This is a genomic window from Caballeronia sp. LZ065, from assembly GCF_031450975.1.
In the GTDB taxonomy this organism is placed as follows: domain Bacteria; phylum Pseudomonadota; class Gammaproteobacteria; order Burkholderiales; family Burkholderiaceae; genus Caballeronia.
Window position 1 is genome coordinate 1243457 of record NZ_JARUXV010000002.1, and the last position, 25046, is coordinate 1268502.

25 protein-coding genes are annotated in these 25046 nt (G+C 59.9%); 9 read left to right on the forward strand and 16 right to left on the reverse strand.

All coding sequences use genetic code 11. The features are described from left to right. Window positions 1-978 precede the first annotated feature (978 nt). The 4 genes from QCE63_RS19790 (at window position 979) to QCE63_RS19800 (ending at window position 5785) form a co-directional block, all read left to right on the forward strand. Window positions 979-1617 (forward strand): BRCT domain-containing protein, encoded by a 639-nt coding sequence (locus tag QCE63_RS19790; RefSeq protein ID WP_309835325.1) that lies wholly within the window; start codon window positions 979-981, stop codon window positions 1615-1617. A gap of 476 nt (window positions 1618-2093) precedes the next feature. After that, a complete protein-coding gene (locus QCE63_RS19795; RefSeq protein ID WP_309835326.1) occupies window positions 2094-2624 on the forward strand; it encodes a hypothetical protein in 531 nt (176 codons plus the stop codon). A 767-nt stretch (window positions 2625-3391) separates the two neighbouring features. Continuing rightward, window positions 3392-3850: a Type 1 glutamine amidotransferase-like domain-containing protein gene (locus QCE63_RS36890; RefSeq protein WP_404990147.1), complete on the forward strand. Its 459-nt coding sequence runs from the start codon at window positions 3392-3394 to the stop codon at window positions 3848-3850. 318 nt (window positions 3851-4168) lie between these two features. Beyond that, window positions 4169-5785, forward strand: coding sequence for an FAD-binding oxidoreductase (locus QCE63_RS19800; protein WP_309835328.1), 1617 nt, complete (start codon window positions 4169-4171; stop codon window positions 5783-5785). 162 nt (window positions 5786-5947) lie between these two features. Here the strand turns inward: QCE63_RS19800 and QCE63_RS19805 are convergent, their stop codons facing one another. Beyond that, window positions 5948-6415 (reverse strand): pyridoxamine 5'-phosphate oxidase family protein, encoded by a 468-nt coding sequence (locus tag QCE63_RS19805; RefSeq protein ID WP_309835330.1) that lies wholly within the window; start codon window positions 6413-6415, stop codon window positions 5948-5950. A 72-nt stretch (window positions 6416-6487) separates the two neighbouring features. Beyond that, window positions 6488-7393 carry a LysR family transcriptional regulator gene (locus QCE63_RS19810; protein WP_309835333.1) on the reverse strand — a complete coding sequence of 302 codons (906 nt, stop codon included), beginning with the start codon at window positions 7391-7393 and terminating at the stop codon, window positions 6488-6490. 95 nt (window positions 7394-7488) lie between these two features. Here QCE63_RS19810 and QCE63_RS19815 point away from each other — a divergent pair, with 95 nt between their 5' ends. The 5 genes from QCE63_RS19815 to QCE63_RS19835 all read left to right on the forward strand — a co-directional run bounded on the left by QCE63_RS19815 (window position 7489) and on the right by QCE63_RS19835 (window position 12059). Beyond that, a complete protein-coding gene (locus QCE63_RS19815) occupies window positions 7489-8385 on the forward strand; it encodes an NAD(P)-dependent oxidoreductase (RefSeq protein ID WP_309835334.1) in 897 nt (298 codons plus the stop codon). Between the two features lie 30 nt (window positions 8386-8415). Beyond that, window positions 8416-8862, forward strand: coding sequence for a VOC family protein (locus tag QCE63_RS19820; RefSeq protein WP_309835336.1), 447 nt, complete (start codon window positions 8416-8418; stop codon window positions 8860-8862). 5 nt (window positions 8863-8867) lie between these two features. Beyond that, a complete protein-coding gene (locus QCE63_RS19825; RefSeq protein WP_309835337.1) occupies window positions 8868-10106 on the forward strand; it encodes a serine hydrolase in 1239 nt (412 codons plus the stop codon). 195 nt (window positions 10107-10301) lie between these two features. After that, window positions 10302-10877, forward strand: coding sequence for a cupin domain-containing protein (locus QCE63_RS19830; protein WP_309835338.1), 576 nt, complete (start codon window positions 10302-10304; stop codon window positions 10875-10877). Between the two features lie 315 nt (window positions 10878-11192). After that, a complete protein-coding gene (locus QCE63_RS19835; RefSeq protein WP_309835339.1) occupies window positions 11193-12059 on the forward strand; it encodes a PhzF family phenazine biosynthesis protein in 867 nt (288 codons plus the stop codon). A 248-nt stretch (window positions 12060-12307) separates the two neighbouring features. On the opposite strand, the gene QCE63_RS19840 is transcribed toward QCE63_RS19835, so the two are convergent. From QCE63_RS19840 to QCE63_RS19905, 14 genes are all read right to left on the reverse strand, one after another. Continuing rightward, entirely contained in the window at window positions 12308-13372 is a 1065-nt protein-coding gene (locus QCE63_RS19840; protein ID WP_309835341.1) for a GntR family transcriptional regulator, read from the reverse strand. A 33-nt stretch (window positions 13373-13405) separates the two neighbouring features. After that, window positions 13406-14587 (reverse strand): extracellular solute-binding protein, encoded by a 1182-nt coding sequence (locus QCE63_RS19845; protein ID WP_309835342.1) that lies wholly within the window; start codon window positions 14585-14587, stop codon window positions 13406-13408. A gap of 32 nt (window positions 14588-14619) precedes the next feature. Next, the gene (locus QCE63_RS19850; protein WP_309835343.1) at window positions 14620-15678 is read right to left on the reverse strand and encodes a GTP-binding protein; all 1059 of its coding nucleotides are present in this window, start codon (window positions 15676-15678) and stop codon (window positions 14620-14622) included. Next, complete coding sequence (locus QCE63_RS19855; protein WP_404990148.1) at window positions 15675-15983, reverse strand: hypothetical protein; 309 nt, start codon at window positions 15981-15983, stop codon at window positions 15675-15677. Before QCE63_RS19855 ends, QCE63_RS19850 begins: the two co-directional genes overlap by 4 nt. 12 nt (window positions 15984-15995) lie before the next feature. Beyond that, window positions 15996-16754: an SDR family NAD(P)-dependent oxidoreductase gene (locus QCE63_RS19860; RefSeq protein WP_309835344.1), complete on the reverse strand. Its 759-nt coding sequence runs from the start codon at window positions 16752-16754 to the stop codon at window positions 15996-15998. Window positions 16755-16778: 24 nt separating this feature from the next. Continuing rightward, on the reverse strand, window positions 16779-17534 hold the full coding sequence (locus QCE63_RS19865) for an SDR family NAD(P)-dependent oxidoreductase (protein WP_309835345.1): 756 nt from the start codon (window positions 17532-17534) through the stop codon (window positions 16779-16781). Window positions 17535-17547: 13 nt separating this feature from the next. After that, window positions 17548-18921 (reverse strand): MFS transporter, encoded by a 1374-nt coding sequence (locus QCE63_RS19870; RefSeq protein ID WP_309835346.1) that lies wholly within the window; start codon window positions 18919-18921, stop codon window positions 17548-17550. A gap of 25 nt (window positions 18922-18946) precedes the next feature. Continuing rightward, complete coding sequence (locus tag QCE63_RS19875) at window positions 18947-19828, reverse strand: polysaccharide deacetylase (protein WP_309835347.1); 882 nt, start codon at window positions 19826-19828, stop codon at window positions 18947-18949. A gap of 19 nt (window positions 19829-19847) precedes the next feature. Next, window positions 19848-21209: an amidase family protein gene (locus QCE63_RS19880; protein WP_309835350.1), complete on the reverse strand. Its 1362-nt coding sequence runs from the start codon at window positions 21207-21209 to the stop codon at window positions 19848-19850. Between the two features lie 140 nt (window positions 21210-21349). Continuing rightward, window positions 21350-22234, reverse strand: coding sequence for an alpha/beta hydrolase (locus QCE63_RS19885; RefSeq protein ID WP_309835352.1), 885 nt, complete (start codon window positions 22232-22234; stop codon window positions 21350-21352). 176 nt (window positions 22235-22410) lie between these two features. Next, on the reverse strand, window positions 22411-23268 hold the full coding sequence (locus tag QCE63_RS19890) for a LysR substrate-binding domain-containing protein (RefSeq protein ID WP_309835353.1): 858 nt from the start codon (window positions 23266-23268) through the stop codon (window positions 22411-22413). An 85-nt stretch (window positions 23269-23353) separates the two neighbouring features. After that, a complete protein-coding gene (locus tag QCE63_RS19895; RefSeq protein ID WP_309835355.1) occupies window positions 23354-23719 on the reverse strand; it encodes a response regulator in 366 nt (121 codons plus the stop codon). Between the two features lie 64 nt (window positions 23720-23783). Next, the gene (locus QCE63_RS19900; RefSeq protein ID WP_309835356.1) at window positions 23784-24233 is read right to left on the reverse strand and encodes a hypothetical protein; all 450 of its coding nucleotides are present in this window, start codon (window positions 24231-24233) and stop codon (window positions 23784-23786) included. An 83-nt stretch (window positions 24234-24316) separates the two neighbouring features. Continuing rightward, window positions 24317-25045 carry a methyl-accepting chemotaxis protein gene (locus QCE63_RS19905; protein ID WP_404990149.1) on the reverse strand — a complete coding sequence of 243 codons (729 nt, stop codon included), beginning with the start codon at window positions 25043-25045 and terminating at the stop codon, window positions 24317-24319. Window position 25046 lies beyond the last annotated feature (1 nt).

A 25046-nucleotide genomic window follows, 5' to 3' on the forward strand; every position in this document is an offset into this window, starting at 1 on the left:
CTGGCGACAATGCATGAAGCCTTCCTCAAACTCGCTGCCTGCATGATCTGCTGGAATACTCTTCAACGATCTGCTCAGGCATTTTGAAACCACCTCTTAAGCAGCTTGTGTGGCTAGAGGATTCAGCCATGGACCATACAAACGCACGTTTATGAATCTATTGAGATGATCGCGCCAGCACATTGCCTTTAGTCAATCTAACGCGTATCTGACTATTAGCAACTATCGACGACGTAACCAAAACAGGAAAGATCAATGACCTGATCGTCACACAGCCTGTCCGGTTTGATGAAGCGTTTGGCCTAAGGCACCAAGGTCATTAAACCGAGCGTTCAACCTGTTGTGCTCTCGGCCTTCAGCCTCTCTTTCGGCGGGAAGCATGTTAGCCTTGAATCGCGTCCTTGTTAGCCAAATATTCGTTAAATTTCCAGCGACCTCTCCTCGATTCCAGCGTCGTCCTTTTTCAAGATTCGCGCGAGGAAGTTAGTTGAGTTGTGAATGTCGAACGCCATTTTTATGGATGACGTCAGGAGGGCACGAAATGATATCGGTCCGTCAGACGCCTCCTAGAGGACACGGACTAATTCCCTCGCTAACAACATAAGCCATGTGACTTCGTTCGAAACCGAACGAGGATCTTGACAAAGCCATGAAGTCACTACAAATTAGCGATCGCGTGCGCTTCAAGAAACACTGAAAGCCGGACTGCTATACGCGGCTTACGATCGAAGATAAACGTTGCGCGGACTCGCACAAAGAACGGCCGGAAGGACGGCACCGCGACAACAAAAAGTCAGGGAGGACACCGTTGGATCTCGCGTCGTGGATTCATCGCTTTTTTGAAGCGCAGAGATCTCGGCTTCCCAATGGAGACATGCTGTTTTCCTACCGGGCAGACTTTTTTGTGACGCGTGGGCGTAACCAAGCGGTGCGGTAAGGTCTTCATCGATACCTGCCCGAAGAAATAAACAGGACAACATGAGCACGCAGTTAGATAAAAACGGACAGCCCCTGATTCGCGCTTTCCGAGGACAAGCCGTAGCAGAGCGAAAACTCGATGAACTGATTGGTATCGTCAAGGGGGTATTGGCAGACGGCGTCGTCTCTCAAGGCGAAGCCGAATTTCTGCTTCATTGGTTGGAAGCCAATCGTGACGTGGCGGCCATATGGCCGGCCAACGTCATCTATCCGCGTCTCGCAGAGGCATTGGCGGACGGCGTCCTCGACCTGCGTGAGGAAGGAGAGTTGCTCGAATTGCTCTTGCAGACTGTCGGTGGCAATAAAGCGCCATCTCAGGGAGAGGCCTCTGATTCCTCGACGCTACCGTTGACGCGCCCCGCTCCTGCCGTAGTGTTTTCAGACCGAAGCTTTTGCTTCACCGGGAAATTCTTCTCGGGCACGCGCGACTGGTGTCGCCGGCAAGTCCACGAGCGCGGAGGAATGCCGACCGATGGAATCACGAAGACGCTGCATTACTTGGTCATCGGAGAAATCGGCTCTCGCGACTGGCTACATTCGACATACGGCATCAAGATTCAGAAGGCGGTATCGCATGCGTCCGGCGGTGCGCCGCTGGTAATCGTAAGCGAGGAGCATTGGGTAAAACACTTGGGTTGAACGGGAGCCCACGCTCGACATCGAGGTTGTTTCTTGAGGCCGATTTGGCGGGCTTCCTGCTGCTTTGTTGTCGATTGAAGCTGATCGGCCGTATCCGGGCGGGAATACTCGACAATCGACAGATGCGACGAGGGGCTCGTTCGTGCCCGCACGAGCTGCGATGTTCAGGGGCTATTTCGGCCTTGCTGTCATTGACGCTCCGTGCGCGGCTCCCACGAAGCAGAGGGCTGGACGAGGCCAACGAGCGAAGTGTGCCGCAAAAGTTGCTCTAAAGAATGTTCGTCCGTTTCCGTTATTAAAGCGGGAACCGCGCACGGCGTGCCGCAATCGCGTGGCCCAGACAACAAAAAACAGCCAAGGCAAGAGGGAAAATTATGGCGTGGGTTAAAGCAGGCGCTGCGATGTTAGCGGCAACGGTGTTCTCAGGTTGCGCGTATAACGTCCAAGTTGCATCGCAATCTGGTGCTTCCGAAGTCATGAGCACGAAGATCAAACAGGACAAGGCCTATGTTGTCTTCAGCGACAATCTCGTTACGGCGGGGAAGGATGTCAAATCCGGTTTTGCCTGCGGCGCACATAAGTACCCAATGTATATCGGTGAGGCGCTGCAAGGTTCACTTTCAAAGACGGTCGAAGCCGCCTTCCCTCAAGTCGTGAACAATGGCGGCGCAGTGCCGTCCGCGCATGATGGGATCATCTTCAAGTTCGACCTCTCCGAGTTTGACCCGCGAATTCGCTTCACTCCCGGCTTTTGGGTGCCATCCGCCGATGCAAACGTGGATATCGCAATTCGCGCTCGCGTCTCCGACAAACAGGGAAAAGAACTGATAACCACGACTTTCCGCGGTCAAGGCCATGCAAGTGAGGACGGAAATTGCCCCGTAGGCGCTGATGCGTTGAGCCTTGCTGCTCAGAAGGCGATCGCCAATGCGATGGAAAGTTTTGTTGACAAGGTGATCAACACGGGTGCGCTCGATCCAGTCATGGCAACATCAGCGCGACAATAATCTCAAGTCAATCTGGGAACGTTGCCAACTTCAGTTGGAGACGGAACTCAGGTACTTCGCGCAAGGTCATCGGTCATCTTTGTCGGATTGGTGGCCTGCCTAAGTGGACGCGGGCACATGCTTTTGTGCCCTTGCCGACCTTCGGTGATCAAGAGTCGGACGGTTCTTCAATTCTCGACAACGGTCGTTGGTATCGCGGCCGCCGCGAACGGCGGCTCGCCTTCTGACCAACAGGCGAAGTCGACCCTTTAGTGTCGTTCGAGAATCTTGGGCCCTGATGGCGACTTTCAAGCCATATCGGGCAGGCCGCTGTCATATCGGTGGGCTGGATATCGGCCTTTGCGGACGACCAACACCCGGTCCGCCGACGACCGCAGAGACACGCGAAGCGGCCGTTGCTACTTGCGAGCAGAGAAAATTTCCGGGCGGGTCCGGTAACGGCCAAGAGGTCATTCGACATGTTGCGCAAGATCGTCAACAATGTCGGAGAGAGATGCTCGGGTGAAGGATGCAGCGCATATTGGCGATTGGCGAGGCGGGTTCACAACTGAAAAAGAGCCCTCGCCGGTTGATGCGTATCTACGCCAACTGATCGACAAGCCTCGGCCGCGTATCTCCTTCATAGCGACTTCCAGTTGCAATAACCGTCGAAAGATCAATAGATTTTATGCGGCTTACGATTCGCTCGGGTGTGAGACGTCTAATCCTTCATTCTTCAATGGTTGGAGTCCACACGCCATCCCGTTCACTGATTTCAGGCAGCACATTTGAGTCAGGACGCGATCTTTGTTGGCGGCGGCCACCTTCGATCTGCACTTGCAGTGTGGCGCGAATGGGGTCTTGACGTCGCGTTAGAGGACGCATGGAATGACGGCGTTCTCCTTGCCGGGATGAGCGCGGGTGCGATGTGCCGGTGTGAGGCGGCGCTGGGCGGGCCAATCGAGCAAGGGAACCACAGGATTCAGCGGGGCTTGGGACTTATTCCACGAGCATGTGCAGCGCACTGTAGCAAGCTGAATATCTCCTGGCGACGGGCTAACCTCCTTAGCGAGGTACATCGCGGCCTGATACCACCCACGCTGGCGATCGACGCCTACGCAGCTGTTCTCTTCAAAGATCACACGCTGGCACGCACCGTTTCGCGGACGAACATGTCTACGGCGCATCGGGTCGAACGGCGAAACGGTAGGGTCGAAGAAACGCCCAGGGTTGCTGTCGTTGAGTGATCGGCGGATTTCGTGACTGGAACGTTCGATTGGGCAGGAGCCACCCAGTTACGGCCACTCGTCCACCGGCTCGAATCGTGCTCGCTTTAGAATCCGGAACAAAAGTTCGCCAAGCTGATTGGCTCCCGCACAAAAAAGGACGTCATGAAGAGACGATGCCTTCTAAAGGGCGTGGCCGCCCTGCCTTTCTTCTCCAGCACCACGACCTTTGCGGACGGAACTCCAGACGTGGCTGGAACGGGCCGCGTCCGGCCTGGCGATCCTAGGTGGCCGCCACCAGACGAATGGGAGGCGCTGAGTCGCGCAGTTGACGGAAATGTGTTGCGACCATCGACGATCTGGCAGACCTGTGCGCAAGCGCCCCGCGCGCCCGATTGTCTTGCTCGCCTGGAGGAAGCACGAAACCCAATCGCGCTCGGCGACGATTCCGGCGGCACTCAGATCTCGGGCTGGCTCGACGCATGGACACCGCGCGCGAGCGCTTACGCCGTGGCGGCCCGCTCGACCGCCGACGTGGTTGCGGGCATCAATTTCGTGCGCCAACACAACTTGCGTCTGGTGGTGAAAGGCGGGGGGCATAGTTACCTTGGCGGCTCGAACGCGCCCGATTCCGTCTTGGTCTGGACACGCGCGATGAACCGCATCGAGTTACACGGTGCGTTCATTCCATTGGGCTCTTCGATGCCTCCGACGCCGGCTGTGACTGTAGAGGCCGGCTGCATGTGGATAGATGTCTACACGGCCGTCACCACCAAGGGGGGGCGATACGTCCAGGGCGGCGGCTGTACGAGCGTGGGAGTGGCCGGCCTCGTCCAGGGCGGCGGTTTCGGATCATTCTCGAAGCGTTACGGATTGGCGGCCGCGAGCTTGCTTCAGGCCGAGATCGTAACCGCTGACGGTGTGATCCGCACCGTCAACGCATCGCGGGAGCCCGATCTCTTCTGGGCGCTGAAAGGCGGAGGTGGCGGCAGTTTCGGCGTGGTGACCAGGATCACCTTGCGAACCCACGATCTGCCTGAGCACTTTGGCTGGGCTGAGGTCAGAGTCAAAGCTTCATCGCGTGATGCTTACCAGCGGCTGGTTGAAAGGCTGGTTGACCACTACGCGGACAATCTGTTCAACCCCCAATGGGGCGAGCAGCTTGTTTTTCACAACGACGAAGTCCATGTTTCGATGGTGTGTCAGGGCCTCGACGATCGACAGGCCAAATCGGCCTGGGCACCTTTCATCGATTGGGTACGAGCGTCGTCGTCGGATTTTATCTTCAACGACGAACCTCACGTTGGCGCCAGTCCCGCACGACATTGGTGGGATCCCAAAACCAACCCGGGACTCGTGCCCGACCCGCGGGCTGAAGCGGCCCCCCAGCACGGCTGGTGGCGAGGCGATGGAGACCAAGCCTCACTATTTCTGTACGGCTACGAGTCACAATGGCTGCCCGCGACGCTTCTCGAGCCAACCCAACGCGGCCGGCTCGTCGAAGCGCTCATGGAGGCCTCCCAATTTCAGACGGTGGAACTGCATGTCAACAAGGGACTCGCGGGCGCTCCCAAGGAGGTGAACGAGCAAGCACGTCGGTGCTCCATGAATCCAAAGGTAGCCGACGCGTTCGCTCTGATGATTGTCGCTGCAGGCGGTCCGCCGCCTTTTGCGGGCCTCCCGGTCACGCCGACTGATATGGCGGACGCGCGTCGCCAAGCCGAATGTGTGGCGAAGGCTGCGGCGGCTCTTAGAACACTGTCGCCAGAAGGAGGCGCCTATCTCTCGGAAGCCGACTTTTTTCGTGAAGATTGGCGCGAAGCGTTCTGGGGAGCGAATTATGCGCGGCTGAAAGCGATCAAGCACCGCTACGACCCCGAAGGATTCTTTTTCGTCCATCACGGGGTCGGCAGCGAGGACTGGAGTTCCGACGGCTTCACGCCGGTGCGGTCGTGATCCTGGGATGTTCGTTCGTTGACTTGCAACGGTCGCACGTCGTCCATTCGGACCACAGATCGCAACGGGTCGATTCCGGCCGACCGAGCAACGGTAGGCTTGCGCAGCTTGGCGTACGAAGATCCGTTCGTTGAGGGCGCCCCGTACTCCGTCAAAGCAAAATCAATTCAGCTGTACAGGCCGAACGCCGTAGGCTTGCATGGCGGATTCGATCTGTTCGCACTCTTTCGTCTCGGGGTAAAGGCGGTAGCTCGGCGCGAGGATCGGTTCGACAGACGTGAGAGCGATCTGAAATAGCGATGCAAACGCAAAGCGTGGTCCAGCGAGTTTTGCTAGCGGAGCGGCCAAGGCATCGAAGCCGTGTTCGGAATTCAGCATCAGCCGTGCGTTGCCTGTCAGTTTGAAGCCTTTCTGAACGAAGGGATCGACGAAGCTGACGCAGACGGCAGCATGCAAACGAATATTGCTCGCGCTTTTCGGCGATGCGATATTGGCGATCAGAAGTTCGTCGCGCCCATGCGGACAGAAAATCTCTTTCGGTGAGACGTTCGGATAACCGTCCCGGTCTACCGTCGCCAGCCAGCACAGCACACTTTTCTTCATCGCCATTGAAATCGTGTCATTCAGCATTCGGCATCACCTTTTCCAATGCATGGTGTAACTGCGTTCGTCTCGATAAGCCGCTATCAGAGACGCAGGGATTTACTTTCCTGACACCTTGCGGTGCACCGTCCTTACGAGTTCGTCGAGAAGACTGGACGCGGGGCCATTGAGCCTGCTGCGTTCGAAAAGCCGCAATTCGAGCGCAGGAAGTCGCGGCAATCCGGCACCTGACAGAGCCCGAATCCCGCGCGGCACGCGGTGATCCGTACGCACGGTAAGACCGTGCCCGAAGCGCAGAGCGGCCCATACGCCAGGCAGGCTTGGCGTCGTGATCGCCAGACGCCATGCACGATTTCGCCGGTCCAGTTCCCGCAGCGCGGTCTGTCTGAAAAGACACGGGTGATCGAAGAGCACTAGCGGAAGCGGCGACTTGGAATTCGGCAAAACGTCAGTGCTTTCGTTTGCAAACCAGAACAAGGGCAGCGTAACGAGCAGAGAGCCGGTTCGGCATTGACCGGACTCGGCGAATGCAATGGCCATGTCGAGCTTTCCCGTGTTCACTTCTTCTTCGAGCGCATAGTTCCGGCCCGCCCGCACTTCCACTTCGACGTCCGGGTGCTTTCTGGCAAAACGGGATACGGCTTCCGGCATGACGTCTTCGAAGAAGTCTTGCGGCAATCCCATGCGGATCGAGACGGCCGGCACGTTCGCCCCCAGCGCCGCGGCGGCCTCGTCGTGCAAATCGACGATACGACGGGCATAAGCAAGCAGTGCATTGCCCGCCTCCGTCAGCACGAGACCGCGGCCTTGCCGCTCGAAAAGGACGTGACCGGCCTGCTCCTCAAGGCGCTTTAATTGCATGCTGACGGCCGACTGTGAGCGTGCGAGCTGGGTGGCCGCACGCGCGAAGCTGCCGACCTCCACGCCCACTACCATGGTCCGCAGCGCATCGATATCGAATCGTATATTCGTGGACATATCAGGAAAGATGAAGTGTCGGTTCAAAGATATTCGTTATTCGAAAGACAATCCCTGAAATATAGTCGCACAACGATGTCGACGCGCCTAGCACTCCGATCGTCTCTCCACCAGGCACCACCATGACAAACATCACGGACAAGCAACCGATCGGCTTTATCGGTCTTGGCACCATGGGCGAGCCGATCGCGCTCAATCTGCGAAGAGCGGGTCATCGACTCGTCGTTTGGAACCGCTCGACGGAAAAGTGCGCGCGCGTCGCAGCGGCGGGTGCGGTAGTTGCCCCGGATCCCGCCGGTGTGTTCGCCACTTGCACGACCGTCATGACGATGCTGGCGGACGGCAAGGCGATAGACGCCGTTTTGGGCCGGGGCACGCGTTCCTTCGAAGAACGTGCCAGCGGACGCACAGTGGTCAATATGTCGACCGTCGAACCCGCCTATTCGCAGGCGCTGGCCGACGACATCCGCGCAGCCGGCGGCAGTTTCGTCGAAGCACCGGTTTCCGGCTCCCGAAGCCCTGCGGAACGCGGCGAACTGGTCGCGATGCTGGCGGGCATACCCGAGGACGTCGACCGTGTGGTCGCTCTGCTGGCGCCGGTGTGCAAAGAGACCTTCCGGTGCGGGCCCGTTCCCGGCGCATTGCGCATGAAACTGGCCGTCAATGTATTTCTGATCACGATGGTGACGGGTCTTGCGGAAGCTGCCCATTTCGCCTCGCGTCAGGGACTCGACACGCGCTGCTTCTCCGACATTCTCAATGCGGGTCCAATGTCGAGTGCTGTATCGCGGGTCAAGACCGAAAAGCTGTGCGAAGACGACATGACAAAGCAGGCAGGCATCACCGACGTTCTCAAGAACAGTGATCTCGTGATGGACGCCGCCAATGTCGCCGGTATCGACATGCCGCTCATGCAGGTTTGTCGGGCGCTGTACGCGCGCACGGAAGACATGGGTTTAGGCGATCACGACATGATCGCCGTCATAAGGGCGATCGAAAACCTCGCTCGTGAAATGTAACCGACGTTCCGCATGTGTCAGGAGAGTTTCATGTTTTCACATGTCTTCGTAGGCGTTACCGACTTCGATCGCGCCTTTCATTTCTACTCTGCGGTTCTGAACGAACTCGGCCTGACGCTGAAATTCTGTGAGCGGGACAGATCGTGGGCCGGCTGGGTGGCAGCGTCGGCTTCTCGTCCGCTATTTCTGATCGGCCATCCGCACGATGGGAATCCGGCGACGTGCGGAAACGGCCAGACGATCGCGTTCACCGCGCCTGATCGCCGTGCCGTTGATCGTGCGTATGCCAATGCACGGGCATTAGACGGCGGATGCGAAGGCGCGCCGGGACTCAGGCCGCAATACCACCCCCACTACTACGGCGCGTACTTCCGCGATCCCGATCGCAACAAGATTTGCGTCTGTTGTCACGATCCGGTATCACAAGCCAGCGATCGTCCCTCAAACGATCTCCTGACATCGTCGGAATGGAGTTGATCAGGATGCGTGCTGTTCAGGCTATCGCTGCAATCGCTGTTGTTGCGCTGTCTTACGGCGCCGTGCAAGCTGCACCGGTTTTCTCCGACACTGGGTACGCCGCCGATGCTTACGGCGCATCCGATCACTATCCGAGTCCCGCTCGTGGTCACGGTAGAACGCAGAAGCAGTTCGTCGGCTATTACAGCCGGTTCGACCAGATCTATCCGAGCGACGCTATCGCCCGCGCCGGGACGCCTTCCGCGTTTCGCTATGCGCCGACCGAACTCGCGCTGACTTATCCCTACGGCGGCCAGTATCGCCACCTCGACGATTATCTCGACCGCAATCCGGTCACCGGTCTGCTGATCGCGCGCGGCAACACGATCCTCTACGAGCACTATCGTTACGGGCGAACGGACACTGACCGGCTGATTTCGCAGTCGATGGCGAAAACCATTGTCGGCATGATGATCGGCATCGCGCTTTCGGAAGGTTCAATTCACTCTATCGACGATCTCGCCGACAGCTACGTGCCGGAGCTTTCAGGCAATCCCTACGGACAGACTTCCATTCGCGATCTGCTGCATATGTCATCGGGAATTCATTTCTTCGAAGACAGCAATCCCGGCGACGATCGCGACAAACTCGGGCAAGCGCTCCTCCTGCAGCAAGGCGTGGGCGCAATTGAAGCGGTCAAGCGCTTCGACCAGCGCGAGCGTGCGCCCGGTACGCATTTCAGCTATGCAAGTATCGAGACCGAAGTGCTCGGACTGGTGTTGAGCCGTGCAACGCACATGACGCTTGCGCAATATGCCAGCGCGCGTATCTGGTCGAAGCTGGGCATGGAATCCGCTGCGTCGTGGGGACGCGATCCGACCGGTCAGGACATCGCCTACTGCTGCGTGAGCGCGACGCCGCGTGACTGGGCGAGGCTTGGCGAGATGCTTGCGAACGACGGTGCATGGGACGGCAACCAGATCGTTCCGCGCGACTGGGTATTGCAGGCGACGAGCATTGCTCCTCGCGATAGCTTCCTCGCTCCCGGCAAGGCAAACCCGATCTTCGGCTACGGTTATCAGGTGTGGATCCTGCCGGGCGAACGTCGCATGTTCGCGCTGCAGGGAATGGATGGTCAGAGGATCATCGTCGACCCGCGCTCGAAGCTTGTACTCGTGCAAACGGCGGTATGGACCAGCGATCACGATCCGGGGATGCGCGAAATTTACGCCCTGTGGTATGCGCTCGTCGCCCAGCATGGGTGAACGTAGCTTCACTGCCAAATGACCGGCCGCTTTCGGCAAGCTCGCTACGCCGCTCTGGGTGGAATGCAAACTGCCACCTGAAACGACTATCGGCCAGAAGCGGTGTTCGGACATCGAGCATCACATTGACAATCGCTTCTTCAAAGGACTTATCGATGCTCGCCGCCCCCTGATCAACTTGGACGATACTGCAACGTGCCGGACGATGAACCGGTTCCCCGCGCCAGGCACGTTGGCAGGCGACGCTGCCGCAGGCTTTCTCAATCGACAGATCAAGGACTTGCAATGAACATATATTTGATAAAGCGCGAGGAGATTGATGAGATGGAAGGTACCTCCAAAACACATTTCCTGAACGCCAACGCACGACGTATCAACAAGTCTCTTGGTGATGCTGCGGGCCTGACAGGATTTGGCTTTCATATCATCGAGGTCGAGCCTGGTCATGAGACAACCGAGCACCACTTACACCATCACGAAGACGAGTGCATTTTCGTATTGAGCGGAACGGCAACTGCGCTGATCGGAGATGAAGAACTTGCCATTGGCCGAGGGGATTTCATTGGCTACCGGAAGGGTGGCTTAGGCCATTCGATTAAGAACACGGGTTGCGAGACGCTGCGTTGTATTGTCGTCGGGCAACGGCTCGCGCATGACGTATGCGATTACCCGCTCTTGAACAAACGAATGTTCCGCAATCCAGGGATGCCAGCAAATCTTGCTGACGTGTCGGAAATTAAAGAGCTTAGTGGATCGGTAGGGAAGAAATGAGCAGGTCGTGAGTGCGACTGGCTATGCGTGCGGACGATTGCCGGCGACCAATGTCTATTTTCAATCTTTTAATCGTCGTGGGCTGTCGTTTTCTTGTTGACAACTGCGCAGGCTCCCACGGCGCGGCGCTCGAGCTATGTATTCGGGCTCGAGTGCGCCGACAACGGACGGTCGACGCGGTCGGCAAGATCGCTGACGCGTCCCGCAGCAACCGCCTCCCTCATACTGCGGGACATCGACGACAATCTGCGCTCCGAAGCGGACAGGTCCCGCCGCATCTTGATTGGGTGCTTGCCATATCAACGAGAGATTCGAATGACAACGTACGCCTTCCGCCTGCTGAACGTATTTGCCGAGTCCATGTTTGGCGGCAATCCCCTTTGTGTGTTCGAAGATGCGCGCGGCCTGAACGACGCAACAATGCAGGCACTGGCAGTACAGTTCAACCTGTCCGAAACAACATTTGTCTTGCCGTCGGACCATGCACATGCACATGCGCGAGTGCGTATCTTTACGCCCGGCTATGAAATGTCCTTTGCGGGCCATCCGACTCTCGGTACTGCGCATGTCGTGCGAGACATGTTCAAAGCAAGCGACGATCTCGCCCTTGAATTCAAGGCCGGAATTGTGCGCGTCAGAGCGCAAGACAACGTATGGACGTTCACTGCGCCTTACGTTGGCATGCCAAAAACAGCTGCTTGCGAATTTTCCAATGCAAGAGTCGCGGCGCTGCTAGGGTTGACAGAGAACGACCTGCTTGTGCCACCAATCTGGGTCAACACCGGTTCGGATCAATTGCTGGTCGCGGTTAAGGACACTGACGCCGTGCGCCGCGCCCAACCCGATAGCGCGTGCTTCCATATCTGGCCGACAAGCAGTCTGGGCCGCAAGACGGCATACGTGTTCGCTTTTGACTCAAATCGCCCCGGAAAGGTGGTTTCGCGTTACTTCTTTGCCAAGCAAAGCGGTGAAATTTCGGAGGACCCAGGTACCGGATCGGCGTGTGCGAACCTAGGTGGCTGGCTGCTTGCTACCAAGCGGGATTTGCCCGTTTCCTTTCAGGTTGAGCAAGGCGAAGCCGTGGGCCGACCTTGTCTGCTGCGATTGTCTGTTACCGCAGGCGGCGAAATCGGAGTTGGCGGTCGTGTGATCGAACTCGGACGCGGCGTAATTAACATCTGAAGGCAAAACCTTCAGCCACGCTTCGCGTAACTGCATGCAGGTTTTCCGTCTGAACGGCCGCTTTGGGTCAAGTCAACCGGCTGCTATGGGTCGTGAGTGTGAATTCGCCGATGCAGGCGGTTGCGGTGCTGCATCGACGCCGCTAAGATCAGCAATCCGCCTGGCTGCTGACGGTGAACAAAATCCGCGTCAATGTCCGCAACGGCCGAAGTCCGGCCCTTACCTCCGCCCTAGACGGCCACGCCCCTTCAAGCCACCCTCTGCAAATACCCCGGCAATTCCGGATCAGGCAACACGGCGAGCACCTTAAGCCTCTGCCTAGTCCGAACCTGCCCGTTATGCAGATGCTCAGCAAGCGCATCGGCAGCCTTCCGATACTCGCGCCGAATCAAGCGTTCGATCACAACTTGATGCTCCACCAACGTCCCCTTATCCGGATGCAGCTGAAACGCGTCGTAGAAGGCGTGATTAACGATAAGCGGCATATGCGCATGCCCGATAGCGGCAAGCAGTTTCCCATTAGGCGCCCGGCTGAGAAACGTGTCATGGAGGGTAGTCTCCAGCCGATGCAACTCCCCCGCATCGACCGAATCCGGATCTTCGATCGCGCGTTCAACATCCGCTAAAGCCTCTTTAAGCAGCAAAGACCCCAACAGAGGCCCACTAGCCAACAAAGCCGCAGGCTCCAACAACCCCCGCAGTTCATAATCCTGCGCCACGGCTCTCGCCGTAAGCGGCCCACAAAGCCAGTGCGAGTAAGCCGACTTCTCGACCAACCCACGATCCCGCAGCCGATTAAGCGCCTCCCTAACGGTCCCCCGACTGACCCCGAACCCTTCAGCCGCTTCACTCTCATCGATCCTGAAGTGACCAAAAACGATAGCCAGCGAAATCGCAGCCTCAAGCGAATCAAGAATCCGCTCACTAGTGGAAGGAATCGAAAGCGGCTCCGGCCGGCGATCAAACCCCAGCGTCTCTTCCGACAATGGCACGCGCAAAGGCTCCGGCACCCCTCCATCGGCCTGAGCAACCAGATACCCTCGCCCTTCAAACGTATGCAGCAACCCGCCGGCGTGAAGCATCTCAAACGCCTTCCTAACTGGCACCCGACTAGTCCCAAACAACCGCGCCACAGGTCCTTCAAGCAACACGAGCCCAGGCTTGATAGCCCCAACAGCAATAGCCGACTTGAGCCGATCATGAATCACGCGATAACGCAGCCGGCTATCCGCCTCGATCTGCGTATCGGCGATTTGCGTCGCGTCAGTCGACGCAACAACCTTATTTGGGGAAGCGCTTGCGCGTCTTGTCATCGTGAAAGCAACTGCATAGAAGCACCTGCACCATCAGGACCTCATGAACTCGGTCCATCGGCGCACGAGGTAGTTATGCTCATCCATCACCGAATCCCAAACCGCGATCCGGCTCATGCGCGCGACGTACCCGCCGCCATCCCGCACTTGCCCGACTGGCACGAGATGCTTGCTGGTAGGCCCGGGCAATTCGGCGGAAGCGCGCGCACCATCGTACCAGTAGGCCCATTCCGCGTCGCTCATCTGTGCGCGTGACTGCTTGGGATTAGAGATATAGAACCCCTGCCGCGCCATCGTCGCGCCGGCCCAGCCTTCGAGCCACCAGTTCAGGTACTCATAAGCCGCATCGAGCACCCTTCCATGCGCCAACCGCGAAATCCCGATACCGCCAAACCACGCCCGATACCCTTCACGCGGCCGAGCCAACCGAAACTTCAGCCCTGCCCGCTCAAGCTCCACAGTAGCCGGCGACCAGATACTCTGAATCACGACCTTGTTGGCGATCATCAACTGCGCCGCTTCAGCAAAGCTCGACCAGAACCCCGCAAAATGCCCGCGCCGCTTGAACTCGATCAACGTCCCGATGAGTCCATCGATCTCCTCGATCTCCAGGTTGCCGATATCCCGAAACCGCATCAGCCCACTCGCCTCGACAGCGAGCGCCGCATCGATAGCGCCGATAGCCGCATCCGCCTGCAACGCCACGCGCCCCGCGAGTTCTGGCGCAAGAAGCCAAGCCCAGCTTTCCTCGCCTTCGACGAGCGAAGCGGGCATTGAATCCGGCAGATACACGAAACTATCCGCGTTATGCGTGAGCGGCAGCATGCTGATGCGCTCGCTTGGCTTGCGCGCGAGCGTGCCATCCGCCTGCACGAACAGCCGATCAGCGGGCACACAGCCCGCGCCTCCTGCTGGTTGTGCCTTCGAGAGACGCCCCGTACGCGGCAACGCATTGACTTCATCCCATCGACGAATACGTGAAAGCTCGATAGGCTGAAGCGCATGCGTGGGCCACAAACAATCGATGCTATGAAACCACTGATCGTACAGTTCATAGCGATCCGGATGCATGACGCCATCGCGCTGCACGCTGCCGCCGTCCTGCACGACAAAGCGCAGCTTGATACCAAGGTCCTGCTCAGCGCGCTTGCGGATATGTTCCTGCAGCGTGACGCTCGTGCCCAGGACGCGCAACTCGACCTTGGAGGGATGCACCGCGGGTGCGGAGGGACTTGAACGAGCAGTGTTCAATCGACGGATTCGGCGGTATGTGGATGAAGATGCCGGCTAAAGCGCCGGTACGAATCGCGGACGGCATTGCCATCGAGATGTTCCGCGATGAACACAAGACGCGAATGCCTCGCGCCGTCCGGCCAGGCATCGAGATGCAAGACCGGATACACGAGATGATGCACCGCATGCACGACAACCGGCTGCGGTGCGCCCTCAAGCGCGAGCAGGCCTTTGACTCGCAGGATGTTATCACCGTGACGGTTCAGCAGCATCGTGAACCAGAGCGTGAAAACGGGCCAGTCGAGCGGCTCATCGAAGTCGATGCAGAACGATTCGATACCCGACAACTTCCCGCGATGCGCATTCAAGCTCGCAAGCGGCCGCGCATTGCCAATAGCTTGCGCATCGCGCGAACCTGAGCGGCGCACAAAATCCGCGAATTCATGCGCGTTTGCGACGACATCAATCACCAGCGAAGCATCGTCACGCTGCGTGCGGCGCGTGATCCGCGCCGCCGGATTCAACTGCGCGAGCATGAGTTCCAACGCATCGATGGCAGCAGCGTCTTCAGCGAGATCCGCCTTGCTGATCAACAGGCGGTCCGCCGCCGCAACCTGCGCAAGCCATTCCGGATGGCGCGCCTGTTGCTGGGCTGCATTGAGCGCATCGACAACCGTGACAATAGCGCCAATCGAATAATGACTCGACACGATCCGGTCGCCCAGCAAGGTCGCAACGATAGGCGCGGGCGTTGCCAATCCGGTCGTTTCCAGCACGACACGCGAGAACGGGGGCACCTCGCCGCGCGCGCGTCGCGAGAAGAGCGTCGCCAGCGCATCCTTCAGTTCGCCGCGAATCGCACAGCAAATGCAGCCGTTATCGAGCAGCACCGTCTGCGCTTCGACTTCGCCTATCAGCAAATGATCCAGCCCGACTTCACCGAACTCGTTGACGAGCACGGCCGTGTCGCGCGCCGCATCGCCCTTGAGCACATCGGCCAGCAACGTGGATTTGCCGCTGCCGAGAAAGCCCGTAACGATCGTGACCGGGATGACATCATAGGCGAGGCTCATGATTGCGCCTCGACATCATCAGCGAACATGGCGAGCGGATCGAGCGGCTTGCCAAGCATCGTTTCAGCGGCCTTCCATATCTGCATGAAGTCCTCGACGATCAGCTGCGCACCCGTCGGCGATGACAGCACGAACGACTGCCCATGAAAATCCGCGAGCGTCAGCCGATACGTCTCAAGCACACGGTTCGCATGCGCCACCTGCACATAGCGTTGCCGTCGCGCGTTCGCGCCTTCGCCCGCCGCCACCGTGTTCGACCAATGTCGTCCGCCGCCGAGCAACCCGCACATGCCGCACATAGCCATCCACTCCTTGCATCAGGGCATGACATCGCCGGAATTCGGACCCAGCGTCTGCCCGACAAACAGATTGCCACCCGGATCCGAAGCCAGCAGCACCGCAGTGGGCGCCACTTCGTCCGCGCGTCCAAAGCGCCGCAACGGCAATTCCTTCGACTTCATCTCCTTCCACGCCGAAGAAATGCCATCGACGAGCGGCGTTTCGATCGGCCCCGGCGCAATCGCGTTCACCAACACATTGTCCGGTGCCGCTTCCAGCGCGAGCGACTTCGTGAAGCCGATCACGCCCGCCTTTGCCGCCGCATAGTGCGTCAGTTCCGCGCCGCCCTTGATGCCCAGTTGCGACGCCACGTTGATGATGCGCCCCCAGCGTTGTGCGGTCATCGCGGGCAGCGCACGCCGTGAGCATAAGAACACGCTGCGGAGATCCACGCGCATCATCTCGTCCCACATCGCAGCGCTGAGATCGACGCAACGCGCCTGCGTCAGCATGCCCGCGTTGTTGACCAGAATATCGATGCCGCCGAACGCTTCGATGCACCGGTCCACGATGCCATGCGCGCCCGCTTCGTCGCCCACATCGGCGGCGATGGTCTCGACACGCACGCCCTGCGCGCGGCACAAATCGGCTTGCGCGGCGAGACGCGTCGCGTTGAGGTCGGCCAGCACGAGACGCGCGCCCGCTTCCGCATATGCTTTCGCGATCGCCGCGCCGATGCCGCTCGCCGCGCCCGTCACCACCGCGCGGCGGCCATCGAGTGAGAAGGTCGATGCCATATGACTTATGCCTCCACGTTGTGTTCAGCCCGGCCAGCGCACAGTCAGGCCACCATCCGCGATGATCGACTGGCCTGTAATGTACGAAGCGTCTTCGCTCGTGAGAAAGCGGATCAGCGTCGCGATCTCGCGCGGCGCGCCCACACGCCTGAGCGGAATGCCCTTCGCCGCTTCACGCAAGCCATCAGGTCCTAACGAGTTGACTGCATCGAGCGATTGCGGCGTTTCGATCAAACCCGGTATCACCGCATTGCAGCGGATATTCCGCGACGCGAGTTCCATCGCTACCGCCCGGCACAAGCCCGGCACGCCGGCCTTCGCCGCCGAGTAATGCGTGTGATCTTCCCAGCCGTACACGCCGCCAGCGATCGATGAAATCGCCACCATCGCGCCGCCGTCCGTCATGTGGCGAGCCGCCGCACGGAACGTGCGCATGACGCCGGACAGATCGACATCGAGCATCTGATGCCACTGGTCATCGCTCATGTCCGTCAATGGCGATACCCTCAACAAGCCCGCATTCGCCACCGCATAATCAATCCGTCCAAAACGCGCCATCGCCGCCTGAGCGAAGGCCTCGACTTCCTCCGCCGATGTCACGTCCACCGCATGCATCAGGCATTGCCCGCCCGCTGCTTCCACGGCATGCGCGGTGGCCTGCGGATCGTGCGGATCACCCGGAAAATATCCGCCGACCACTGCCACGCCCTGCTCCGCATAAGCCACCGCCAGCGCTTGCCCGATACCGCTTGCCGCGCCTGTCACCAATGCAACTTTCACGAGGACCTCCAGGTTATTTGACGTCGGCGGGATCGACATGCCGCGCGAACAGAATGAGCACGCCGGACAGGAAGCACGGCACCGCGCCGAACCAAAGCGCCGCATGCAGCCAGTCGCCGCCATGATTGAGCATCGACGTGACGCCGACGCCCGCGAGAATCGCGCCAATCGGTCCCATCGCATGAACGATCGAGCTGCCCGTGCCGCGAATCGAAGTCGGATAACTTTCGCCGATAAAGAACAGCGCAGCCGAATACGGTCCGATCAAGAAGAACAGCCCGAGGCTATACAACGCGACAACCACCGCCGAACTGCTGGGCCCGAACAACATGCCCGCGAACGCCAGCCCGCCGAGCATCCAGCCAATCGCCAGCGTATTGCGTCGGCCAATCTTGTCGCCGATAAAACCGTGACTCAGATAACCGCAATAACCAATCACATTCGACAGCACGAGAATCAGCAACGAGTTCTCGAACGACACGCCATGCACGCGCGTGAGCACCGTCGTGCCGAGCACGCTGAAGACCTGGATCGCCGACCAGTTCAGCAGGATGCCGCCACCGAGCACGAGCGTCGCGCGCAATGCGTTGCCGCGAAACGCTTCCGCAAGCCCCGCGCGGCTATGTTCTTCGTAATCCACCGCATGGGCGCTTGCCAGTCCGCGCGCTTCGCTGTCTTGTCCGGTTTCGCGCAATTGCTTGATGCGCTTGTGCAGCAGGAACTGCGGGCTTTCTTTCAACCGCCGCGTCATGAAAAAAATGACGATGGCCGGAAACGTCGCAAACACGAAGCAGCCTTGCCAGCCGATGCGCGGCAGCAGCAGCGCCGTCAGCCCCGATGCGATCAGCGCGCCAATCGGCCAGCCGCCCTGCACGAGGCTATAAATGAAGCCTTTGCGGGCATTGAGCTTCGGATCGTTGGCGGCCGAATACAGTTCGTTGAGGTAGGTCGCGTTGACCGTTTCCTCCGCATAACCCAGCCCCGACAACGCGCGGATCAACACGAGCGGAACCTGCCCCATCGCGCCGCCCACCACCGTGAGTCCCGAGCAGACCGCAGCGCCCGCCACGGTCCATAGCAACCCCGCCTTGCGACCCAGACGATCGAGTAACGGCCCAATGGCAAAGGCAATCACCGCCGTCCCTATAGCCACAAGCGTGGCAATCTCCGCCTGCGCGGCAGCATCCCAGTTGTAGTGCTTGCCGATCTCTGGCAACAGCGTCCCGAACAGGATGAAGTCATACACCGCGAACACCCACGCGAAAAACGCGACGATGGTCGCGCGCTTCACGTCGGCCGGCAGGATCGTCTCGAGTTTGAATCCGGATGAAGCGGACGGCGCCTGGCCGTCCATCGTCGCGCCTTCGCGCAAGGGAGAGGAGTTCATGGGTCGGGCCTTGTGTCGGTGAGGGTCAGGACTTGCGTGGGCTGCGCCGCAGGAAGTCGTCGGCAATCTCGTCGCACGTGCAGAAGCGCACGCCTTCATGCTTGCGGAAATGCGCGATCAATCGTTCAAGCATCAGCAGCACCTGCGCACGGCCCGACACGTCCGGATGAATCGTCACCGGGAACACCGCATAGTCATGCTCGCGATACACCCAGTCGAACTGGTCGCGCCACATCTCTTCCAGATGCCGCGGATTCACGAAGCCATGGCTGTTCGGCGCCTTCTTGATGAACATCATCGGCGGCAGGTCGTCGAGATACCAGTTCGCCGGAATCTCCACCAGGTCCGTTTCGTGACCGCGCTGCAACGGCTTCATCCACGTATCCGGATGCTTGCTGTAATCGATCTTCGTCCACGAATCGCCGACGCGCACGTAGTACGGGTGATAGTCGTTGTGCATCAGGCTGTGGTCGTACTTGATGCCTTTCTTCACGAGCAATTCGTTCGTGACGTTGCTGAACTCCCACCACGGCGCCACATAACCGGTCGGCCGCTTGCCGCTCAGTTGCGTCACCAATTCGATGCTGCGGTCGAGCACCGCCTCTTCCTGCTCGGGCGTCATCGCAATCGGATTCTCATGGCTGTAGCCATGGATGCCGATCTCATGTCCCGCATCGGCAACCGCCTTCATCTGCTCCGGGAAGGTTTCAATCGAATGACCCGGGATGAACCAGGTCGTCTTGATCTTCTCGCGCTCGAACAGCTTCAGGAGCCGCATCGAGCCGACCTCGCCCGCGAACAGACCGCGCGAGATATCGTCGGGCGAATCCTCTCCGCCATACGAGCCGAGCCATCCAGCGACCGCATCCACGTCGATGCCGAATGCAACGAGTATTTCCTTGGCCATTCCGTCCTCCTTGAGCGATTCAGTTCGGTGCGACCGTCTGCTCGACGGCCAGTGCGACGCCGATCAGCGCGTCGTCGTCGTTTTGCGCGCGCATCAATTGCACGCTGGTGGGAAGTCCCTGTTCGTCGACGCCGGTCGGCATTGCGAACGCGGGCGTGTCGAGATAACTGCCGGGCATCGTCATCGAGAGCGTCGCGAGATTGACCTTGGCGAACAGGTCGGGATCGCGTTCCAATGGCACGGCTTCAGGCGCAACGTGCGGCACGGTCGGCAGGAGCATGGTCGCGCCCGCAAGTTCGTCGCGCAGGCCTGCAATCAACGGCGCGCGTGCATCGAGCAATTCGGTGAGACGTGAAGGCGGCACGCTGCGGCTCAGTTCGAGGCGCGTGCGCACGCGTTGATCGATGCGTTCGGCATCGGCGGAATCGAGCACTGGTCGATAAAGCTCGAACGCTTCGAGCGAACCGAACCACCCGCGTGTCTTCAGCAGGTCGCAGGTGTCATCGAACGCACCGAGCGGGATTTCGTCGATGCGCGCGCCGGCCCGCACGAGCCTCGCAACGAAGCGCATGAAGTTGGTCGCGACGCTGTCCGTCACGGCGAAACGCGTCTGCCATCCCGACGGCACGATGAAGCGTTGACCGCGCACGTCCGCCGCCGCTGCGATGACGGGCTGATTGCGCACGGCGGCATCGAACGCCGCGCAGTCCCCGACGGTACGCGCGAGCGGCCCGAGCGTGTCCGCTGAACGGGACAGGCCCGTCACGCCTGCCTGCGGATAGCGCGCCCGGCTCGCCCGATATCCGACGATGCCGTTCAACGCCGCCGGCACACGAATGGAGCCCGCCGTGTCGGTGCCGATTGCTATCGGCACGACGCCCATTGCCACGGCAATCGCGCTGCCCGACGACGATCCACCGGGCACGCGATGTTCGCCCTCGAAAGCCGGATTGAATGGCGTGCCGAAGTGCGGATTCAGACCCAGCCCGGAATACGCGAACTCGCTGAGATTGGTCTTGCCGACGCCGACCAGTCCCGCGCGCACGCTGGCCGCGACGAGCGGCGCGTCGGCCGTCGCGGGCGCGCGGTCGCGATACAGCGCGGAGGCGGCCGTCGTCACGCTGCCGCTGATATCGAAGAGATCCTTCCACGCGACCGGCACGCCATCGAGCGCGCTGGCCGGACGCTTGTCGCGCCAGCGTTGCGCGGCCGCGCAGGATTCATCGAGCGTGCGGGTTTCATCGAAGGAGATGAATGCGTTGTTCGCGCCGCGCGCGGCGGATAGCGCCCGTTGCGCGACCGCGACGGGATCGGCGCTGCCCTTGGCATACGCCTCGGCAAGCGAGCAGGCGCTAACGCCCTGGATGAACGATGAACTCAAGCCAAGTCACCTCGAACGAATGGATGCTGAAAATGTACTTCGTCAACAACATCCGTTTACAGTGACGGGAACAAAAATAAAGGGCAAATCAGGGATTACCCTGGTTTGCCCTTCTACCGCTAACCGGCGACGCCATTCAGTCAGGCCGTCTTCGCGCCAATCGTGCGATCGAGAAAGCCGAGCAGCAGCGGACCGATTTCATCGAGCTTGTCTTCCAGCGCGAAGTGTCCCGTGTCGAGAATGTGCACCTCCGCATCGGGCAGATCGCGCAGATAAGGATGCGCGCCTTCTTCCGGGAAGATCTTGTCGTTCTTGCCCCAGACGATGATCGTCGGCGGCCGGTGTTCACGGAAGAACGCCTGGAACTGCGGATAGAGCGGCACGTTCGTGCCATAGTCGAGGAACAGGTCCATCTGGATATCGCGGTTGCCCGGACGGTCGAGCAGCGCTTGATCGTGAACCCAGTTGTCAGGGCTGATCCGGGAGAGGTCCGAGACGCCGTCGGTGTACTGGAACTTGGTGATGTCGAGCGTCACGAGACCATGCAGCGCTTCGCGATTCGTCGCCGAGTTGTCGTTCCAATAGGCCTTGATCGGATTCCAGAACTCACGCAGGCCTTCTTCATACGCATTGCCGTTCTGCACGATCAGGCCCGTCACCCGCGCCGGATTCTTCAGCGCAAGCCGATAACCCACCGGCGCGCCATAGTCCATCACATACATGGCAAAGCGTTCGACGCCAAGCCGCGCCAGCAGGGTATCGACGATATCGGCGAATGCCTGGAAGCCGTACTTGAAGCTCTTGTGATCCGGCGCATCGCTTTGACCGAAGCCAGGATAGTCCGGCGCAATCACACGATACTTTCCGGCGAGTACCGGAATGAGGTTGCGGAACATATGCGACGAAGTGGGGAAGCCATGAAGCAGCAGCACCACGGGCGCATCCTTCGCACCGGCTTCGCGATAGAACACGTTGAGGCCATCGATGTTTTCGGACTGGTAGCGAACGACTTGAATCGAAGTCATGATTGAATCTCCTGTTGGAAGGACATCACAACGCTGCATTCGTCAGAAGCTATTGAGGCTCTTGGGGTCGTGTCTGCAGCGCAACTGAATTCATGTTGCCGGATTGATCGCACCGGCAGAATCCATCAAACGCAGAAGGCACCGTTCGGGGATGGAGAAGAATGACCGGGCATCGGTCAGAGCAGCGGCAGCACGGACTTGACGTGTCCTTCGAAGCGGTCGAGCAATCTCGACGAAGGCCCGCGGCCGCGCTGGACCACGATGCCGACGGAAGGCAACGCGGGCAGATTGTGCGATGCCGGCAAGGTCACGAGATCGGACGGCACGGCATGCTGCGTGAGCACCGCAATAGCCTGTCCCGAACGCACTACCGCCGTCAATCCCGCGAGACTGGCGCTTGCATAAGCAATACGATATTTCCGGCCGATGCGCTCAAGACTCGTAATGGCCGCCTGATGATCCAGCGTGCCGGGTTCGGAGAGCGCGAGTTGCAAGGGGTCGTGATTCATCGCGTCGCTTGCGCCGCTGCCAACCCACACGAACGATTCGCGGCGCAGGACCTGCTCGCTGCGTGCGCCGTCCGGCACGGAGACGATGGCCAGATCGAGGTCATGTTGATCGAGCAGGTTCAACAGGCGCACGGTCGGCGCGCAGACCACTTCGATCAGCACCTGCGGATGCTGCATCGCGAATCCCTGGAGAATCGGCGGGACGAAGACCTGCGAGTAATCCTCGGGACAACCGAGCCGCAACGAACCCGACAAACTTTCGCCGATGAGTTCGGCCACGGCGTCATCGTGCGTTCGAAGAATGTTGCGCGCGTGCACGAGCAGTCGCTCGCCGTGCATGGTCAGCGTGACGCCCCGCGCGCCCCGGACGAGCAGCGGCTTCTCGACGATCAATTCCAGCCGCTTGATCTGCTGGCTCAAGGCCGCCTGCGTGCGCCCGACCTCGCCGGCCGCGCGGCTCATCACGCCGGATTCGGCTATGGCGACGAAGTTGCGCAGGAGATCGATGTCCAGTTGTGGGCCCATAGCCTGAGTGACGTGACGCCGCGTAAAGGGAAGAAAAACGATTCTCCCAGAAAGCACAATCCCTCACACTACCCACTTCACCTCGTTACGAAGCAAGCTTCCGGAACGTGGCGATCACCGCATCACCCTTGAACGGCTTTACGATCCAGCCCTTCACGCCCGCTGCCTTGCCACGCTCCTTCATGGCCGGGCTGCTTTCGGTCGTGAGCATGATGACGTTGACCGTCTGGTTCGCGAGTTCACCGCGAATCTTCTCGACCATCGTCAGGCCGTCCATGTTCGGCATGTTCACGTCGCTGACAATCAAGCGGATGCCCGCATCCGCGCGCAGCTTCGCCAGGCCGTCCTTGCCGTCCACGGCGGTCGCCACATCCAGTCCGCTGTTCTTCAGAAAGCCGGCCACTTCATCGCGTACCGTGCTCGAATCGTCCACTACCAATACTTTTGCCATCTTTCTCATTCCTTGCGCCCAAGGCGCTTCGTTGCCGTTGACACGGTCCCGCGCGCGTTCAGATTCAGAACAGTTCGAGTTCGCCTTCGCCCTGTTCCTCCATGGCGCTGACCGCGAAGTCCATCGCCGCCTGCGCACAGACGCACGCCGTGATCGCCAGCCGCGCTTCCCCGCCCGGACGCAATGCGTAGCGCCAGACATGATCCGGCCTGAGTTCGTCGATGAAGTCGATACAGCGGCTGCTCAGCGCAAAAGGCGTCGACATGCCCAGATCCGGAAAATGCGCGACCAGTTGCTGGTTGATCGACCCGCAACCCAGGTTGACGTGTTCCATCAGCACGTCCGCCAGCGCTTGTTCGCGTTTCGCGCCGGGATAGCAGGCGCGGGTGGCGTCGTCGTCGTTGAAGTGCAGCACGAAGAGCAGGCGGAACGTGAGCGACGAGATCGTCAACACCCATGCATGCTGCGGCAACGTCGCGCGATGCTGCTGCTCGTCCGCTTTCGTAATGTCCATCGGCGCATCGTCTTGCGCGCGCAAGCGCGAGCCAACGGCCTGCTCCACAATCTGTCCGATACTGCGTCTCGCCTCATCCGAAATCATGCGGCCACCTGTTCCATCTCCGTGCGGAACCGGCCTGCGAGCATTTCCACGCTGCCGAGCGACGCCGTGATCATCTTGCCGCCCGCCTGAATGTCCTGGAACGTGGCGGCCGTGGTCAGGTCGTTGCGCAGGAGGCTGTCGCGATAGCTTTTCGACAACTCCTGCGACCGCGAAGCCAGCGCCCGCACTTCGCTTGCAACGATCGAAAATCCACGCCCCGCCGAGCCTGCGCGCGCCGCCTCGATGGACGCATTCAGCGACACGATCAGCACGTGCTGCACGATCGAAGAAAGCTCCTGATTCTTCGAATGCATGTCGCGGTTCTGTGCCATCAGCGAAATCATCTGCTCGTGCCAGCGCTCGAACGTGAGCGACAGCACCTTGAGGCGCGCGGCTTCATCGGCGATACGGCTCGCCTGTTGCAGGCGTTCGTCCGCCTGTACTTTCGCTGCCATCAGCGTGTCGCGCAGGTCGTCGCGTTCGGCATGCGCGCGGTCGAGCGCAGCTTGCAGCGCCGTCGTCTGTTGCGTCAGTTCGTCGATGCGCTTGCCGCTTGCTGTCAGCTCGTCGCGGCAAGCGTTTTCGATCGCACCGAGCCGCTCGCGGAACGCGATGTCCTGTTGCAGCTGAATCCCCAGATGCCTCTTGCTCATCTTGTGCGCCCAGAACATCACGCTCACGACGAACATCGCGCCCACGCAGGCCGCCATCCACTTGTACTCCATT